Here is a 16,424-nt window from a genome sequence, read left to right on the forward strand (position 1 = left end):
TCTCGCTAAGAATCCTCTCCATCTTACCCCATAAAAAATTCTTGCTTACCCAGGCAACCCCTACCTTCCGGCTTCCATCTAGCCCCTCAAACGCCTCGCTCTGATCTGAACTTTACGCCTCCTTCCGTGACTGACGCCGACCTCATTGCCGCCTGCCGCCAAGGTAGCAGTCGGGCCCAAAAGCAGCTCTATGAGCGGTTTTCGGGACTGATGCTGGGCGTGTGCCTGCGCTACCTACGGCGGCGCGAAGATGCCGAGGAGGCCCTGATTGTGGGGTTTACCAAGGTGTTCCGGGCCCTGGATCAGTACCGGCACGAGGGTTCGTTTGAAGGCTGGATTCGGCGCATCGTCGTGAATGAGGCCCTCGGGATGTTGCGGCGCAAAGAGCCCCTGCACCTAGCTATCGACGACCTGACCTACGACACGCCGACTACCCCCGCCGAAGCGGAAAGTCGCCTCAACGCCGACGATATGCTGGCCCTGCTAGCCGAGCTGCCCGCCGGCTACCGCACGGTTTTCAACTTGTACGCCCTGGAGGGCTACACCCACCCCGAAATCGGCGAGCTGCTCGGTATTTCGGAGGGCACCAGTAAATCGCAGCTCAGTAAGGCCCGGGCCATGCTCCAGCGCCGCCTCGCGGTAGCCAACGCGCAAGCCCAACCGGCCGCCTCCACCTCCTCACCGAAAGAATTGTATGCAGTCGGAAGATATTGATAAGCTGTTTCGCGACCGGCTTGCGGATCACGCTCCTACCCCACCCGCTTTTGTCTGGGCCGAAATTGAGGCCGAGATGCAGCCCCGCCGCAAGCGCCCCGTGTTGTGGCTGGCCGCCGCGGCCGTGGCCCTGCTCACCCTGCTGGGCGGGGCCTGGTGGGTACTGACGGGCGGCAATCCCAGTCGCCCCGGCACCCCGCAGATGGCTGCTGCCACGCCCCGTCCGGCGGCACCTGCTACCTCTAAACAAGCAGAGAATAATTCTTCCTCTCAGGCAACCGCTCCCCTGGTTTTCCCATCTAGCCCCTCAGAAGCCCAGGCCAATAAGCCAGCCGTTGTAGTGGCCACTGCAACTCCCTCCCAGCAAGCCCGGTCTCGGGGTGTACAACCAGACCCCGCTGCTGCGAGCCGCCGGCCCGCCCGGCCCCGCGCTTCTACCCCGGCCGCAGCGCGCCAGCTAGCCCTGGCTAACGCTCCGGCTCCCACCCCGAGCCGCCCGACGCTCCCTGAGCCAACGCCCGACCCGGAGCTGGACCGGCCTACTACCTTACCCGCGGCCACAGTGGCCCTTACCGGCCCCATTGAAGTAGAAGTGCGGCCCGCGGCACCTGCTTCAGCCGTTGCCGCTACGCCCACCCATCGCCCCCGCCTGACTTCCCTGCTCCGGCAGGCCCGCAATGCCGTGAAGGGCGAGCGGGTCAGCCTAACCGATGCTGGGCTGCCTGAAACGGTGACGGTGCAAGCCCGGGTAGCCGGCCACACGCTTACCAAGACCATCCAACTCTAACTCTCCCGCTTTTCGCGCCTTTTCTTATGAAACGCTTTTTTGCTCTCCTCGCCTTCTTGCTGCTGACGCTGACTACGGCCAGCACCGCCCGGGCCGCAGGCCACCCCAGCAACGACGACACCATCCTCGTTAAGCTGCCCAACCAAGCCACCATGACGCTCTACGTCAAGGACAAGGCCCAGCTCCGGCAAATGCGCCAGTACAAGCTCGACTCCCTGATTGTACTACTTGACGCTTACATCACCCAGGCCGAAGCGGCGGGCAAAAACTCCAAATCGGAGCAGGTAACCCTGGAGTTTTACCCGGCCAAGGAGCAGCCCGGCAAGCAGGTACCCGAACAAATCCGGATTACGGTACGCAACCAAGGGCCCGGCAGCAAAACCAAATCCGCGGACCACGTGGACGTTACCCTGGGCCGCGTGTTTGGCGTGACAGTGGACGAAAGCACGGATGGCGGCAATGACCACGTGTCGGTGCGGGTAGGCACTTCGCCTACCTCCGATTCCATCCGCAATGCCCAGCGCAAGGCCCGGCAGGAGGAGCGGCACAACCGCGCCGTACACAGCAACTTCAACATTGACCTGGGTCTGAACACGCTGGTAAACCGCGAAACCCCAGTAGGCGGCCAGGATTTCGACCTGCGCCCCATTGGCTCGCGCTACCTTAGCCTGAATTGGCACTACGACATCCGCGTGGGTAAGAAAGGCTCGCCCCTGCACCTGCTCACCGGTCCGGAGCTGGCTTTTAACAACTACATGCTCGACAAGAACTTGCAGTTTATAGAGTCCGGCAACCGCACGGTTGTGGCCCTAGATGCCACCAACCCCGACCGGGAACTGCAGAAAAGCAAGCTGGCCGTTTCCACCATCAATCTGCCGCTGATGGCCGTGCTGGACTTTAAGAACAAAAAGGGCCGCGACGCCTTCCGCATTGGGGCCGGCGGGTTCGTGGGCTACCGCCTGGGTTCCCATACCAAAATCAAGTACGAAGACAATGGCAACACCAAAAAGGACAAGGACCGCGGCTCCTACAACCTAGCCGACTTCCAATATGGCTTGCAAGGCACCATCGGCATCCGCGGCCTCGACCTCTTCGCCAAGTACAACCTCAACGAAACGTTCAAGAATAACCGCGGCCCCCAAGCCCAAACCCTCAGCTTCGGCGTATCGCTGCTGCAATAGTGAGGTGATGAATAAGTGAGGTGTCATGGTGAGCGAAGCGCAGCCATCCGTCCTCTTCTCAGTGAATAGCCTAGAAATGTAATAAGCCCTTGACGCTACCATACGTCAAGGGCTTATTACATTTCTAGGGGAAGCATTTTGGTCAGGAAGGATAGCTTCGGTACCCTCGCCATGACACCACTTCACTCACCCACCGTATGCCGGTAGAAATTATCCAGCAGGATGGCGGCGGACACGGCTACGTTGAGGCTTTCGGCTTGGCCGCGGCCGGGGATGTGCAGGCGCTGGGTCAGGCAGGCTTCTACGGGGGACGTGAGGCCGTGACTTTCGCTACCCATGACCAGCACGCCGGTGGGCTGCAAGGTCAGGCGGTGCACGTTGTCGCCGTGCAGGTCGGCGCCGTAAACGGGCAGCTCGGAGGGTAGGCTGCTGAGCCAAGCAGGCAGCTCGCGCTGCCAGACGGGTACGCGGGTAAACGAGCCCATGGTGGCCGACACGGTTTTAGGTGCCCAGGGGTCGGCGCAGGTTTCGGAGCAGATGACCCCGGCCAGCCCGTACCAGTCGGCCAGCCGGATGAGGGTGCCCACGTTGCCCGGGTCGCGCACTTCGTCCAGGGCCAGAAAAAGCTGTCCGGCAGTGGGTTGCAGGGGCTTTTCCTGGGGTAGCTGGGCCACGGCCAGGGCCGTGTTGTTGGTGCTGAGTGTGCCCAAGCGGGTGAGCTCCTCCTCCGACACTACATCGACGGGTAGGCCCGCCGGAATATCTGGCCGGATTTTCTCAGCGAATTCAGACGTAACCACGAGCCGTTCCGTTAGAATCCCGGAACTTAGCAGCTCCCGTACGCTTTTGCCCCCTTCCACCAGGAAGGCGCCGTGCCGGAGTCGGTACTTCTTCAGGTGCAGCGCGTGCACGTATTTCGCTACTGCTTTTGAAATCATATTCGCAGATTAACGGTAGGCCCTCCAGGTGGGGGCTCTGGTCAGGAAAAAACTTCACTCGTCTGGCGCTGAGCAGCTTGCTGGTAGCGGGCGGGGTGAGCGGCTGCTCGCCCCTGCGCCTGCTTAAGCCCGGCCAGCGCCTGCTGAGCCGCGTGAAGGTGGAAGGCACGGAAAAGGCCGATGCCGAGCGCTTGCAAACTTTGGTGCAGCAGAAGCCCAACAGTACGTTTCCGCTGCCAAAGGTAGCCATCTACCAGCTAGGCCGCTCGTTTTATAACGCCGAGCGCATCCAGCGCAAGCTCCAGGAAGACCGCACCCACTACGACCAGCTGATCAAGGCCGCCGGCACCGACTCGGCGGAAGTAGGCAAGCTGCTCACCAAGCGCGAGCGGCACACCCGCCGCCATCAGCTGGCCCTGGACAAGGGCAACGCCGTGATGCGCCTGGGCGAGCCCCCGGTTATCTACGATTCGTCGCTGACGGCTACTTCCGTAGACCAGCTCGGGATTTTTCTGAAGTCCAAGGGCTTCTTCCGCAGCTCGGTTTCGGCCACGGATACCGTGCCGACCCGGATGTTCTCGCCCCTGCGCATTTTTACTCTCCGCTCCCCCTTCCACGCTGACTCCCAGCGCGTGACGGTGACTTACCGCATTCAGGAGGGGCCGGTGTTTCGTTACTCCCAACTCGATTACGACATTGCCGACACGACCATTTCCCGGCGCGTGCTGCTGAGTCAGCCCCAGAGCCTGCTGCGGGTGGGTGACCAGTACGATGAGGAGCAAATCGGGGCTGAGCGCAGCCGGTTGGAAAACCTGCTCAAAAACCAGGGCTTCTACGATTTCCGCTCCCAGTATATTACCCTGGAAGCCGATACCAGCTTTGCCCCCACCACCGTGCGCCTGCGCACAATGGTAGCCAAACCTACCCGTGGGGAGCAGCACCGCCTGTACACGGTGCGGCGGGTAAACTTTATAGCCGATGCTGGCCTGGTGCGCTTCGGCCAGCAGCGCGATACCATCATTCGCGACTCGGTGTACTACCTGGCCTACCAGCACAAGTTCAGCACCAAGGCCCTGGACCTGAAACTGGCCGTGCGCCCCGGCGACGCCTACAGCCTGAGCAACACACAGCTGACCCAGCGCCAGCTCTCGGGCCTGGATATGTTCCGCTTCAGCACCGTAACCTACCGCCGGGTGCGCGGTCCGGAGGCCCCAGCCGACTCGGCCCGGGGCCTGCTCGATGCCACCGTCAATGCCTCGCCGGCCAAGAAATTTCAGGAAACCTCCGAGTTCGGGGCTACCTCCGTGGCCGAGCGGATTGGGCCATTTGGCAACGTGCGCCTCAAGGTGCGCAACGTGTTCGGCGGGGCCGAAATTCTGGAGTTTGGCCTGCGGGCGGGCTTCGAAGGCCAGTATAGCCTAACCGGCCCAATTGAGGACGTAACCGACCGGCAGAGCGTGCTCACTACCCAGCTGGGAGCCAACGTGAACCTGGTGCTGCCGCAGTTTCTGGTGCCGTGGCGGGCCAACCGCTTCCTCAGCCAGTACAACCCGCGCACCCGTTTCAACGCCACCTACACGTACGTATACCGCCCGGAATACACCCGCACCAACGCCGAGGGCACCTTTGACTACATCTGGCAGCGCTCCGCGTTTCACCAGTTTGTGCTGACGCCGGTGGACGTGAGCATCATCCGCACCGCTGATGTGAACGAGCAGTTTGCGACCATTCTGCAGAACCTGCTGATTCAGCAGGGCTCCCCGTTGTACCGCAGCTTCGATAACCTGTTTATTCCCAGCTTCAACGCTACCTCCATTTATAATTCCAACGATTTCAACCAAACTCGCGACGGATATTACCTACGCCTGTTCGGGGAGCTAGGCGGCCTCACGCGCAGCCTCTACCAAAAGGAGCCGCTGATTAATAACCAGGATAACCCCAAGGCCAACCGGCTGAAAACCTACGACTTCGCCAAGTTCACGGCTGATTACCGCCGCTATTATAAGCTGGGCCCCAACTCCTACTTTGTGTACCGGCTGGCGGCGGGCGCCGCTACGGCCCTCACCTCCACCCGCATCGTAACTAGAGACGAAACTGGGGCGACGGTAGGCGATGAAACCGCCTACCTGATTCCCTACGACAAGTACCTGTTTGCGGGCGGTAGCTCCAGCGTGCGGGCCTGGAAACCCCGCCGCTTGGGTCCGGGCTCCGCTACGCAATACAAATACGATCCTGCACAGCCAGATTCGCTTCTGAAAGTAAACGGGCGGCCCGTACGAGACTATAATCTAGAGCAACCGGGCGAACTGCTGCTGGAGGGCAACGTAGAGTTTCGCTTTCCTCTTTACAGCTTTATTAAAGGGGCGGTATTTACGGACTTTGGCAACGTTTGGACCCTGCGCAGCCAGCCTATTAACCCGAACCAGACGCCGGCACAACAAGAAGAGCAGCGTAAACGTCAGCAGCAATCCACTTTTCGTTTCAACAACTTCTACCGGCAGTTTGCGGTGGGTTCTGGCATCGGCTTCCGCTTTGATTTCACCTTCCTGATCCTACGTCTGGACGTGGCTACGAAAGTGTACGACCCGACCGCGCCCGGCAGCAAGTGGGCCATCCGCAAGTTCAGCTTGGCGGAGGATCAAACCGCCTTTAACCTTGGCATCGGCTACCCCTTCTAATGGTGAATGGATAAAGGAGTGACTAAGTGAGTTAAAAACTGAGCACCCACATAAAAAGCCCGTCATCCTGCGCGTTGCGCAGGATGACGGGCTTTTTAATTTACTAGTTTACCATTTTACCTAATACCCTAGCAGCTCAGCTAGCGTGGCGGCTACTTTGTCGGGGTTGGGCAGCATTTGCTTTTCCAGCTCCACGTTGAGGGCAATGGCGGGCAGGTTGGCGGCACCGAGGGTGAACACGGGAGCATCGAGCTGCTGGAAGCAATGGCGCTGAATGCGGCCGGCCAGGCTCTCGGCAAAGGAGTTCAGCAAGGGCTCCTCGGTGAGCATCAGGGCTTTGCCGTGGCGGCGCACGGCGGCCTGCACGGCCTCCCAATCCAGAGGGTTGAGGGTGCGCAGGTCCAGGATTTCAACTTGGCCCGGGAACTGCTTGCTGGCCGTTTTGGCCCAGTGCACGCCCATGCCGTAGGTAATGACCACGCAGGTTTCGCCCTGGCGCAGCTTGGTGGCGTCTGCTTCCTGGGCCACGGCGGCTTTGCCCAGGGGAATAACGTAGCCCGCTTCGGGCTCCACGGTTTTGGCGTCTTCGGTGCCAGGAACTTTGCTCCAGTACAGGCCTTTGTGCTCCAGCAGCACCACGGGGTTGGGGTCGAGGAAGGCGGCGCGCAACAGGCCCTTCATATCGGCGGCGTTGCTGGGGTATACCACCTTAATGCCCCGGATGGTGAGCAGGGTGCTTTCTACGGAGCCCGAGTGGTAGGGCCCCCCCCCACCGTAGGCGCCCACCGGCACCCGAATCAGGCTCTGCACCGGAAACTTGCCGTTGGAGAGGTAGCAGGATTTGCTTAATTCCTCCACCAGCTGGTTGAGGCCGGGCCAGATGTAGTCGGCAAACTGAATTTCGACAATGGCTTTAGCCCCCACGGCGCTCATGCCGGCGGTGCTACCCACTATGTAGGCCTCCTGAATGGGCGTGTTGAACACGCGGGCGTCGCCGTACTTTTTGGCTAGCAGGGCCGCCTCCCGGAACACGCCGCCCAGCTCGCCGCCCACGTCCTGACCATAGAACAAGGCCTCCGGAAATTCGCGCAGAATGTCATCTACCGCGTGCAGGGCCGCATCCACCATCAGGGCTTTGTCGGCGCCGGCGGGACTGCGCTGCCCGGTTTCCTTTGTCACGGCCGGCGGAGCAAACTCGTGGTCGGCGAAGGTAGCCGGGTCGGGATTGGGTGCGGCCAAGGCCCGTTCGTAGTCGGCCTGCACGGTAGCGCGGGCTTCGGCCCCCAGCTCCTGCAAGTCGGCTTCCTCAAAACCCAGTTCCAGGAGTTGTTGATGAAAGCGGGGCAGCGGGTCCTGGAGGGTATGCTGGGCGAGGTTGTCGCCGCGGTACCACTCCCGACGCACGCCGCTGGTGTGGTGGCCCAGTAGCGGGCACTTGGCGTGCACCAGCACCGGCCCGCGCCGCTGGCGCACGTAGTCAGTGGCCTGCTGCATACCGGCGTAGCTAGCCAGAAAATCGGCCCCATCGAACTGCAAGCGGTGCAGCCCTTTAAAGCCGGCGGCAAATTCATAGGCATCCATGGCGCGCATTTCCCGGCTAGTGGCCGAAATGCCCCAGTCGTTGTCTTGCACCAGATAGATAATGGGTAACTGGTGCAGCACGGCCATTTGCAGGGCCTCGGCTACCTCGCCCTCCGTCATGGCCCCGTCGCCGATGGAACATAGCACCACGGGCGGCATAGCGGGGGTAGCCACGGCCGAGCCCGAGCCCACTGGCGGCAGCCCCTGCCCTTCCAAGTACTTGATGCCGTGCGCCATACCGGTAGCCGGAATGGCCTGCATGCCGGTGGCGGAGCTTTGGTGCGGGATGGTGGCCACGCCCGCCCGGCGCAGGGAGGGGTGACTATAGTAGGTGCGGCCGCCCGAGAAAGGGTCGTCGCGCTTGGCCATGAGCTGGAGCATCAGCTCGTAAGGCTCCAGGCCCAGGCCCAGCAGCAAGGCGTCGTCGCGGTAGTAGGGCGCGGCGTAGTCGTGGGGCGTGAGGTGGAAGGCGGCGGCCAGCTGAATGGCCTCGTGGCCGCGGGCCGTGGCGTGCACGTAGCGGGCCGTAACGGCCTTGTTTTCTTCGTAGAGGCGGGCCAGCTCATCGGCCGTGCGCATCAGGCGGTAGGCCCGGCGCAGGGTGTTGCGGCCCGGGCGGGCAGTCGTGAAATCGGATTCCAGGGTCGGGGCGGGTTGCGAGAACATGGATGGGGGTGGGTTTACCGGCGAAATTACGCAATGAATAAGTGGCAGGAAGAATTCCCGGCGGGGTTTCACCACGTGGGCGCAGGCATTTTCCCTCTTGGCCTTCTACCTTCGCGGCATGCTTGCTTCTCTTACCCTCTCGGCCGCTACGGAAACCGATCTGCCCGACCTGCTCCTGCTGGTGAACCGCGCCTACCGCGGCGATGCCTCCCACCAGGGCTGGACCACGGAGGCCCACTTGCTGGATGGGCAGCGCACCGACGCCGAGGATGTGCGGGAGCTGCTGCAGGCGCCGGGCGCTACCTTTCTGCTGGCCCGCAGCCCCGAAGGCCAGTTGCTGGGCAGCGTATACCTAAAGGCCCAAATGCCCGACCTCTACCTGGGTATGCTCTCCGTGGAGCCGGCCCAGCAAGCCCGCGGCCTGGGCAAGTTTCTGCTGGCTGCCGCTGAAAACCACGCCCGGCAGCTGGGCTGCACCAGTATCCTGATTTCGGTGATTTCCGTGCGCGACGAGCTGCTGGCCTGGTACGAGCGCCACGGCTTCCAGCGCACCGGCGAAACCGCGGCTTTCCCCACCGATACCCGCTTCGGCATTCCGCGGCAGGAACTGGAGCTGCTCTTGCTGCGCAAGCCTCTAGGCGCAGAGTAAGGGCCGTTTTGCTGCACTATTACACGTTGTTCTATCAACTGTGTTCCCTTTGATGCATGTGAGAAATAATCATGTAGAAGTAAGCTTGGAGATTCGTGACTTCGATGATATTTCACTTGAAGAACTTAGCGCTATTTTGGGTATGCAACCGAGCAAGTTTTATCGAAAAGGAGAAAAAACAGGTTCGAGCGCTATCAAGTCTCCTATAAATCGATGGCTAGTCCACGCCTACACGGACCAAAAATCATTGCCTGACTTTGAAGAACAGATGGATACGTTACTAGCAATAGTAACAGCCCGGCAAGAAGCTTTCATTGCACTCTGCCACCGATATACCTGTGAAATTAAATGTGCAGTGAATATTTATTTCCGCAATGGAGAAAGTATTCCCAGCGTCCATTTGGAAAGTCGCCACCGCGACCTGCTGCATTTGCTGCGGGCTGAATTCGATGTAGACATATATTGCTTTTCGAAGCATCCGCCTAGGCTGAGAGGATAGCTTGTCTTCTTTCATTCCCAGTATCCTTCTAAAACGCGAGCTTTCCAAACGCGGCATAACTCCTACCTTTGCGGCCTAAAAATTGCAACGGTCCTACCTCCTATTTTAGGTTGGTTGGCCGTAATGGTCCGCGCCAGTTTCCTAAGCATGCACAGTTCCCCATTAGCCTTTCCTACCCCCACGTCCCAGCCGCGCTTCCGCGACACGGTGGAGCAGTGGATGCGTCAGTTTCAGGACTGGCTTTGCCAGCAACTCGAAGCCGCCGATGGCCTGGGCCGGTTCCGGGAAGATGCCTGGCAGCATCACAGCGGCGGGGGCGGCCGCTCCCGGGTGCTCACCGGGGGCCACATCATTGAGAAAGGCGGGGTGAATTTCTCGGCCGTGGAGGGCACCATGACCGAGCAGGCCGCTCGCGTGCTGCTCATGCCCGACCCCAGCTACTTTGCCACCGGCGTTTCAGTAGTGCAGCACCCGCGCAGCCCCCAAGTGCCTATTTCCCACATGAACGTGCGCTACTTCGAGTCGGCCACTGGCGAAGCCTGGTTTGGCGGTGGACTGGATTTGACCCCGATTTACGTGGATGAGGAGCAGGCCCGCTGGTTTCACCAGCAAATTGCCGCAGTCTGTGCCCAGCACCACCCCACCTATTACCCCCGCTTCAAGCAGTGGGCCGATGAATACTTCTTTATCCCGCATCGCCAGGAAACCCGCGGTATCGGAGGCATCTTCTTCGACCGGCTTATTGTGGGTAAAGAAGCGGAGGCCGAGGCCCTGTTTGCCTTCGTGCGGGCTGTGGGCGAAGTGTATGGTCGCACCTACGTGGAGCTGCTGCGCCGCAACGCGGCACTACCCTTCACCGAGCAGCAGAAGCAGTGGCAGCTGGTGCGCCGGGGCCGCTACGCCGAGTTTAACCTGGCCATTGACCGGGGCACGCGCTTTGGGCTAGAAACCGGGGGCCGCACCGAAAGCATCCTGATGAGCTTGCCGCCCCAATGTGAGTGGCACTACAACCTCCAACCCGAGCCCGGCTCGCCCGAGGCCGCTACCCAACAGTGGCTGCGCCAAGGCGTTGACTGGCTACCTCAGCCGCCCCCTGCCGCTTGATCGAACGCCTGCAAGCCCTGGACCGTTGGCTGCTACTAGGCGCCAACTCCCACCACACGCCCAAGCTGGATGCGTGGATGATTTTCTTCTCGGAGCGACTAGTGTGGTTTCCGGCCTACTTCGTGCTGCTAGTGGTGCTGAGCTACCTCTACCAGCGCCGCGCCCTGTTGCTACTGCCCCTGTTGGGTTTGAGTGTGGCCCTGGCCGACCTAATTTCCAGCCGCCTGTTCAAGCCCTATTTTGCCCGCCTGCGGCCCTGCCACGACTCGGCTCTTTCGGCCACGCTGAACCTGGTGAACGGCTGCGGAGGACAGTTTGGCTTCCTTTCTTCGCACGCGGCCAACGCTTTTGCCCTGGCCGTTTTTCTGGGCCTGTTGCTGCCTACTCGCTACCGGGCCGTTAAGGTGATGCTGGTGCTTTGGGCCGCCATCGTGAGCTACAGCCGCATGTACCTGGGTGCCCACTACCCCTCCGATGTCGCCGCGGGGGCTCTGCTGGGCTCCCTTACAGCCTGGGCCTGCGCCCGTGCCTACCAGCACCTGGCTCCGCGCTGGTGGCCAGCGGCCCACCCCGCCGACCGGGTGCGGGTACACTAATTCAGCACAAAGGCGTCTGTACCGGCTGGTACAGACGCCTTTGTATTATTACCTCAACTACTTTTTGCCAGCAGGCTTGCGGTTGCCCGTGTGGCCGTCGCCTTGGTCGCCCTGGCCGGGCTTACTGGTTACTTTGGAGTTGTGCCGATCGTCCTGGGACAGGGAGCGGTTCAAATCAACGGTGCTGGTGAACTCGCCTTTCTCGTTACGGCGCACGTAGCGCTTGTCGCCCGGGGTGGGCTCGATTAATTCGCGTTTCGACATGGTTTTCAGCGGATAGTACCTTTTCAGGTACGTAGCCTACGGCCCGCGGTTCTCTTATTTGCCCAGCAATTTGGCCACGTACTTGCCCACAATATCAAACTCCAGGTTTACCCGATGACCGGGGCGCAGGTCCTGGAAGGTGGTGTGCTCGTAGGTGTAGGGAATGATGGCCACGCTAAAGCCATCGTCGGTGCTGTTAAAGCAGGTTAGGCTGGTACCGTTGATGCAAATGGAGCCCTTCTCGACGGTTACGCGGCCCGGACCTGGCTCATGCCGGAACCGGAACAGCCAGGAGCCATTTTGGTCTTCTACCCTTTCGCACTCGGCCGTAAGGTCCACGTGGCCCTGCACAATGTGGCCGTCGAAGCGACCATTGGCCGAGAGGCAGCGCTCCAGGTTGACGCGCTTGCCGGGCGCCCACTGGCTGAGGTTGGTTTTCTGCAGGGTTTCATCGATGGCCGTTACCACGTGGGTGCCCGCCATGCCGTCCACGGCTACCACCGTCAGGCAGACGCCGTCGTGGGCCACGCTCTGGTCGATTTTCAGCTCGCCAGCAAAGCCCGAGGCCACGGTGAAATGAATATTAGTGCCTTCGCGCCGCACGGCCTGGATGGTGCCCAGGGTTTCGATGATGCCGGTGAACATATGACTGGAATGAAGAATTAAGAATGAGGAATGAAGAATCAGCGGAATGATGGAGCATCAACAACCTTTAGCCTAATTCTTCATTCCTCATTCCTCATTATTATTTATTACTTATTTCCCTCGTCCTTCAATGATGATTTTGAGGGTGTAGAGCAGGACGCGGAAATCCATGGCTAGGCTCATGTTCTCGATGTAGAGAATGTCAAATTTCAGCCGCTCTACCATTTGCGCTACCGTTTCGGCGTAGCCATATTTTACCTGGCCCAAGCTGGTAAGGCCGGGCCGTACCCGGTGCAAATGGCGGTAGTGGGGCGCTACCTGCATAATCTGGTCAATGAAAAACTGCCGCTCCGGACGAGGCCCCACAATGCTCATGTCGCCCCGGATAACGTTCCAAAACTGAGGCAGCTCATCTACCCGCATCTTGCGCATAAAGCGTCCCCAGGGCGTGATGCGCGGGTCGTGGTCGGAGCTCAGGGCCGGGCCGGCTTTCTCAGCATCCACGTACATGGAGCGGAATTTATAGATGCGAAACGGCTGCCCGTGCCGACCTATACGCTCCTGGGAGTAAAATACCGGCCCCGGCGAGGACAGCTTCACCATCACGGCCGTGAAGGCGTAACCCGGCCAGGCCAGCAGCAGAAACAACACCGACATTACCACATCGAGCAGGCGCTTGACCACGCGCTGCCAGGGCGGCAGCAAGTCCTGTTTGATTTCGATGAGCGGGGTGCCGAACACGTGGCTGACTTTCACTGAGCCCAGCAGCATCTGGTAGAGGTCGGGCAGGATGCTGATGCGGGTGGGCAGGCCCTCCAGCAAGGTCAGAATCTCCTCAATCACGCGGTGCTCCGAGGGCTCAATGGCAATAATAACCTGCTCTACCTGCAGAGTCCGGACCAGAGCGGGCAGACGGCGGTACGAGTTATAGGCCGTGAGCTCCGCGGCCAGTGTGGGGTCTACTACCTCACCCAGGGGCGTGAAGCCGACCAGCCGCAGGCCCAGGTGCCGGCCCGTGCGCTGCAGCTCATGAAACGTGTCGCGGGCCAGGGCGCCCGAACCCACCAGCAGGGTGTTAAACGTAATAACGCCCCCGCGCACCAAGCGCTGCACGCTGCTGATGGCCCACAGGCGCAGCACGGCCGTCAGGGTAAAGTGCAGCAGGAAGTAGGCCGAAATAGTTTTGTAGTAGCTGCGGTAGTTCTGCACGCCCTGGTCGTCGAGCAGCAGCACGAAGAAAATCAGGATGGCTCCCAGCACCGACACCTGCCCCAGCCGGATCAGCTCGGCCAGGCGGGACTTGCGAAAAATATCGTTGTACTCCCCCATCAGCGCGTACAGCCCGGTCCAGAAAGCAGCTATCATCAGGGCCGAGCCCGCCAGGAAAGGCGCATCGGCGGCGAAGCGGTAGTCGACGCTGATTTCCTGAAGCAGGTACTTGCGCAGCAGGAAAAAGCACATCCACGCCAGCAGGGCGGCCCCAAAGTCGGCGGCTATCAGCTTCAGTTTTTGGAGAGTACGAATCAAGAGTACGGAAACTAACCGGGCGAACCGGCAAACGGGGTAATTTTATGGGTCTAAAGCCGTAATTTCGCGTTCCACTACCACGCAGCCAGCCCGGGCTGCCCAGTTTTCCGGAGGCGCGCAAAGGTAGGAATTACCCGCAATCTGCGCGGGTAGCCCGGCAACTCCACCCCCACCAGTATCTCCTGCTCCCGCCTTCCGGTTCGTTTTGTTCTGTTCCTATGCCCGCTGATACCTACCGTCACCGTGGAATGCGCCGCGCTCTGGTGGAGGAACTGCGCCGCAAAGGTATCCGCGACGAGCAGGTGCTGCTGGCCCTGGGCACGGTGCCGCGCCACTTGTTTTTCGAAACGGCCTTCGAGCCCCACGCCTACCAGGACAAGGCCTTTCCCATTGGCGAGGGCCAGACGATTTCCCAGCCCTACACGGTAGCCTACCAGACGGAGCTGCTGCAGGTGCGGCCCGGCGAGCGGGTGCTGGAAATCGGGACGGGCTCGGGCTACCAGTGCTGCGTGCTGCTGGAGCTGACTCCGCACGTGTTCAGCATTGAGTACAACCAGGTGCTGTTTGAGCGCACGGCCCGTCGCCTGGCTGCTTTGCACCGGCCGGCCCACCTGTTCTGCGGCGACGGTTCCCTGGGCTTGCCTCAGCACGCCCCCTTCGATAAAATTTTGGTGACGGCCGGCTCGCCTACCTTGCCGCGCCCCCTGCTGCGGCAGCTGCGTGTGGGCGGGGCCCTGGTCATTCCCGTCGGCGACGAGCAAACCCAGCGCATGATGCGTGTGGTGCGCGAAAGTGAGGAAGAGTTTTCCCGGCAGGTACTGGAGGAGTTCCGATTTGTGCCTTTGCTGGGGCAGGCTGGGTGGGGCAAGTAAGCGCCTACAAGCAGGCCGGAGGTTATGCGGCTCCTCTTCCCGTGTGCTACCCCTTACCGAAGCAGGAAAGCTGCCCCTCCGAGGTGCCGGCATTAAGCAGGGCGTGTATCTTTGCGGCAGTTTATTTCTGAAGTTTCTTCTGCATGCTGCGCAAACAAAAGCCCGTCAAAGACTCGTTCGTTCGGATGACCGAACTTGTGCTTCCTAACGATACCAACACGCTTCACAACCTGATGGGGGGCCGCATGATGCACCTGATGGACGTTGCCGCCGCTATTTCGGCCCAGCGTCACTCTAACCGCATCGTCGTAACGGCTTCTGTCGACAACGTTTCCTTCCGGGAAAGTATCAAGCTGGGCAACGTGGTAACCCTGGAGGCCCAGGTGACCCGTTCCTTCAGCTCCAGCATGGAAGTGCACATTAACGTGTGGGCTGAGGACATTCCCAGCGGCACCAAAATTAAGTCCAACGAAGCCTTTTTCACTTTTGTGGCAGTAGACCAGTCGGGCCGGCCGATTGATGTGCCGGAGGCAGTAGCCGAAACAAGCGAGGAAATTGCGCTCTACGATGGGGCCCTGCGCCGCCGTCAGCTCCGGCTGGTACTCGGAGGGCGCATGAGCCCACACGAGGCGACGGAGTTGAAAGCCCTTTTTGACCTGCAGTAAACCTGCCACTCAGGCCGCGCACCAGAATCTTAGCCCTGAGCAGGCCTCCCGTTGCCCGCCTTCCTTTTTCGTCTGCCGATGGACACTGCCTCTACCCTCGCCTTCTTCCAGAACTTCTACACGGATGCTCCGCTCTACGTGGTAACGGAGCCTGGCCCCAGCGCAGCACTACCCCCGGCGGCCAGTACCGTTGGCTCCACTGCGGGTACTAGCGCCGCTGCTTCAGGTGCTGCTACTGCTGCTACTACTACTGATGTGCCCGTGCTGGCTCCCGCAGCAGTAGCAGCACCAGCAGTGCTAGCAGCCGTAACGGCCGCTCCGGTAGCGGCGCCCGTACTCGGACCAACTAGCCCAGCCAAGCTACCATCCTTGGCAACGCTTACTGCGCCGGTGCCCACCAGCAGGGCTGCTACCCCGGCTAACCCGACAGTACCACCTACGCCGATTATGCCCCCACTACCACCCACGCCAGCTCCGGCGCCGGTAGCGACTCCCAAGCCTGCCGCCGCCGAGGCTGGCCGCCAGCCAACTACCTTGACCCTGGCGCAACTGCCGGCCGCAACGGCTGCCCCCGCTGGCCGCGTGCAACCCACGCCTACCCAGTCGCCGGTGGCGCACATTCCGTTTTCTACCCTGGGCAGCAACGCCAACGGCTTGGTGGTACTGGTGCGCCTCTCCCCGGAAGAATTCCGCAAGGTGCCGCGTAACGTGTTTCTGAACAACCTGCTCAAAGCGCTGCGCCTGATTGTGGAGGACGTGGTGCTGGTGAACGTGGAGCACCCTAGCTACCCAGTGGCCTTGTGCAGCTTGCGCCAGCACCTAGCGGCCAAGCAGTTTCTGGCTTTTGGCAAAAACCTGCTCGACGTAGCCGTGTACACTACCCAACCCTACGAGCCCGTGCTGCTGTTTGGCGACACGGCTTTTCTAGGCGCCAGTGAAATCAGCATGCTGGAATACGATGCCGGCCGCAAAAAACAGCTCTGGCAGGCCGTGCAACGCATGTTTATGGCGTAGTTAGGGTCTTAAAATGTATGTTCTGGCTGATGCCTGGTTACAAA

Annotated in this window: 16 protein-coding genes; 11 read left to right on the plus strand and 5 right to left on the minus strand. The window is 60.8% G+C overall.

Features of this window, described 5'->3' with window-relative positions; all coding sequences use genetic code 11:
• Nucleotides 1-126 precede the first annotated feature (126 nt).
• From MWH26_RS08720 to MWH26_RS08730, 3 genes are read left to right on the plus strand one after another with little or no spacing between them, the layout of a single operon-like run.
• The gene (locus MWH26_RS08720) at nt 127-714 is read left to right on the plus strand and encodes an RNA polymerase sigma factor (RefSeq protein WP_247976894.1); all 588 of its coding nucleotides are present in this window, start codon (nt 127-129) and stop codon (nt 712-714) included.
• Entirely contained in the window at nt 695-1,501 is an 807-nt protein-coding gene (locus MWH26_RS08725; RefSeq protein ID WP_247976895.1) for a hypothetical protein, read from the plus strand. Before MWH26_RS08720 ends, MWH26_RS08725 begins: the two co-directional genes overlap by 20 nt.
• Nucleotides 1,502-1,527: 26 nt before the next feature.
• Complete coding sequence (locus MWH26_RS08730; RefSeq protein ID WP_247976896.1) at nt 1,528-2,682, plus strand: outer membrane beta-barrel protein; 1,155 nt, start codon at nt 1,528-1,530, stop codon at nt 2,680-2,682.
• Between the two features lie 182 nt (nt 2,683-2,864).
• On the opposite strand, the gene MWH26_RS08735 is transcribed toward MWH26_RS08730, so the two are convergent.
• A complete protein-coding gene (locus MWH26_RS08735) occupies nt 2,865-3,620 on the minus strand; it encodes a TrmH family RNA methyltransferase (protein WP_247976897.1) in 756 nt (251 codons plus the stop codon).
• On the opposite strand from MWH26_RS08735, the gene tamL reads away from it, so the two are divergent.
• Complete coding sequence (tamL, locus tag MWH26_RS08740; protein WP_247976898.1) at nt 3,611-6,298, plus strand: translocation and assembly module lipoprotein TamL; 2,688 nt, start codon at nt 3,611-3,613, stop codon at nt 6,296-6,298. The genes MWH26_RS08735 and tamL overlap by 10 nt on opposite strands.
• Nucleotides 6,299-6,418: 120 nt before the next feature.
• Here the strand turns inward: tamL and MWH26_RS08745 are convergent, their stop codons facing one another.
• Nucleotides 6,419-8,545, minus strand: coding sequence for an alpha-ketoacid dehydrogenase subunit alpha/beta (locus MWH26_RS08745; RefSeq protein WP_247976899.1), 2,127 nt, complete (start codon nt 8,543-8,545; stop codon nt 6,419-6,421).
• A gap of 118 nt (nt 8,546-8,663) precedes the next feature.
• On the opposite strand from MWH26_RS08745, the gene MWH26_RS08750 reads away from it, so the two are divergent.
• From MWH26_RS08750 to MWH26_RS08765, 4 genes are all read left to right on the plus strand, one after another.
• A complete protein-coding gene (locus MWH26_RS08750; protein WP_247976900.1) occupies nt 8,664-9,194 on the plus strand; it encodes a GNAT family N-acetyltransferase in 531 nt (176 codons plus the stop codon).
• Nucleotides 9,195-9,252: 58 nt separating this feature from the next.
• Nucleotides 9,253-9,693 (plus strand): DUF4279 domain-containing protein, encoded by a 441-nt coding sequence (locus MWH26_RS08755; protein ID WP_247976901.1) that lies wholly within the window; start codon nt 9,253-9,255, stop codon nt 9,691-9,693.
• Nucleotides 9,694-9,840: 147 nt separating this feature from the next.
• Nucleotides 9,841-10,797, plus strand: coding sequence for an oxygen-dependent coproporphyrinogen oxidase (gene hemF / locus MWH26_RS08760; protein WP_247976902.1), 957 nt, complete (start codon nt 9,841-9,843; stop codon nt 10,795-10,797).
• Complete coding sequence (locus tag MWH26_RS08765; protein ID WP_247976903.1) at nt 10,794-11,393, plus strand: phosphatase PAP2 family protein; 600 nt, start codon at nt 10,794-10,796, stop codon at nt 11,391-11,393. The genes hemF and MWH26_RS08765 overlap by 4 nt, the downstream gene beginning before the upstream one ends.
• Nucleotides 11,394-11,450: 57 nt before the next feature.
• Here MWH26_RS08765 and MWH26_RS08770 read toward each other — a convergent pair whose 3' ends face one another.
• From MWH26_RS08770 to MWH26_RS08780, 3 genes are all read right to left on the minus strand, one after another.
• Nucleotides 11,451-11,657, minus strand: a complete 207-nt coding sequence (locus MWH26_RS08770) for a hypothetical protein (protein WP_244696230.1) — start codon at nt 11,655-11,657, stop codon at nt 11,451-11,453.
• A 54-nt stretch (nt 11,658-11,711) separates the two neighbouring features.
• Nucleotides 11,712-12,302 (minus strand): riboflavin synthase, encoded by a 591-nt coding sequence (locus MWH26_RS08775; RefSeq protein WP_247976904.1) that lies wholly within the window; start codon nt 12,300-12,302, stop codon nt 11,712-11,714.
• A gap of 111 nt (nt 12,303-12,413) precedes the next feature.
• Nucleotides 12,414-13,829: a sugar transferase gene (locus MWH26_RS08780; RefSeq protein WP_244696232.1), complete on the minus strand. Its 1,416-nt coding sequence runs from the start codon at nt 13,827-13,829 to the stop codon at nt 12,414-12,416.
• Nucleotides 13,830-14,047: 218 nt separating this feature from the next.
• Between MWH26_RS08780 and MWH26_RS08785 the strand changes: the two genes are divergently transcribed.
• From MWH26_RS08785 to MWH26_RS08795, 3 genes are all read left to right on the plus strand, one after another.
• Complete coding sequence (locus MWH26_RS08785; RefSeq protein ID WP_247976905.1) at nt 14,048-14,701, plus strand: protein-L-isoaspartate(D-aspartate) O-methyltransferase; 654 nt, start codon at nt 14,048-14,050, stop codon at nt 14,699-14,701.
• Nucleotides 14,702-14,844: 143 nt separating this feature from the next.
• Nucleotides 14,845-15,366: an acyl-CoA thioesterase gene (locus tag MWH26_RS08790; RefSeq protein ID WP_247976906.1), complete on the plus strand. Its 522-nt coding sequence runs from the start codon at nt 14,845-14,847 to the stop codon at nt 15,364-15,366.
• 78 nt (nt 15,367-15,444) lie between these two features.
• Nucleotides 15,445-16,380 (plus strand): hypothetical protein, encoded by a 936-nt coding sequence (locus MWH26_RS08795; protein ID WP_247976907.1) that lies wholly within the window; start codon nt 15,445-15,447, stop codon nt 16,378-16,380.
• Nucleotides 16,381-16,424 lie beyond the last annotated feature (44 nt).

It is taken from the genome of Hymenobacter sublimis (assembly GCF_023101345.1).
GTDB classification, from domain to species: domain Bacteria; phylum Bacteroidota; class Bacteroidia; order Cytophagales; family Hymenobacteraceae; genus Hymenobacter; species Hymenobacter sublimis.

Coding starts and splice junctions, on each gene's coding strand:
- MWH26_RS08795 (WP_247976907.1), top strand. CDS start 15,445: ATGGACACTGCCTCTACCCTCGCCTTCTTCCAGAACTTCTACACGGAT.
- MWH26_RS08730 (WP_247976896.1), top strand. CDS start 1,528: ATGAAACGCTTTTTTGCTCTCCTCGCCTTCTTGCTGCTGACGCTGACT.
- hemF (WP_247976902.1), top strand. CDS start 9,841: ATGCACAGTTCCCCATTAGCCTTTCCTACCCCCACGTCCCAGCCGCGC.
- MWH26_RS08775 (WP_247976904.1), bottom strand. CDS start 12,302: ATGTTCACCGGCATCATCGAAACCCTGGGCACCATCCAGGCCGTGCGG.
- MWH26_RS08785 (WP_247976905.1), top strand. CDS start 14,048: ATGCCCGCTGATACCTACCGTCACCGTGGAATGCGCCGCGCTCTGGTG.
- MWH26_RS08770 (WP_244696230.1), bottom strand. CDS start 11,657: ATGTCGAAACGCGAATTAATCGAGCCCACCCCGGGCGACAAGCGCTAC.
- MWH26_RS08725 (WP_247976895.1), top strand. CDS start 695: ATGCAGTCGGAAGATATTGATAAGCTGTTTCGCGACCGGCTTGCGGAT.
- MWH26_RS08745 (WP_247976899.1), bottom strand. CDS start 8,545: ATGTTCTCGCAACCCGCCCCGACCCTGGAATCCGATTTCACGACTGCC.
- MWH26_RS08750 (WP_247976900.1), top strand. CDS start 8,664: ATGCTTGCTTCTCTTACCCTCTCGGCCGCTACGGAAACCGATCTGCCC.
- MWH26_RS08790 (WP_247976906.1), top strand. CDS start 14,845: ATGCTGCGCAAACAAAAGCCCGTCAAAGACTCGTTCGTTCGGATGACC.
- MWH26_RS08735 (WP_247976897.1), bottom strand. CDS start 3,620: ATGATTTCAAAAGCAGTAGCGAAATACGTGCACGCGCTGCACCTGAAG.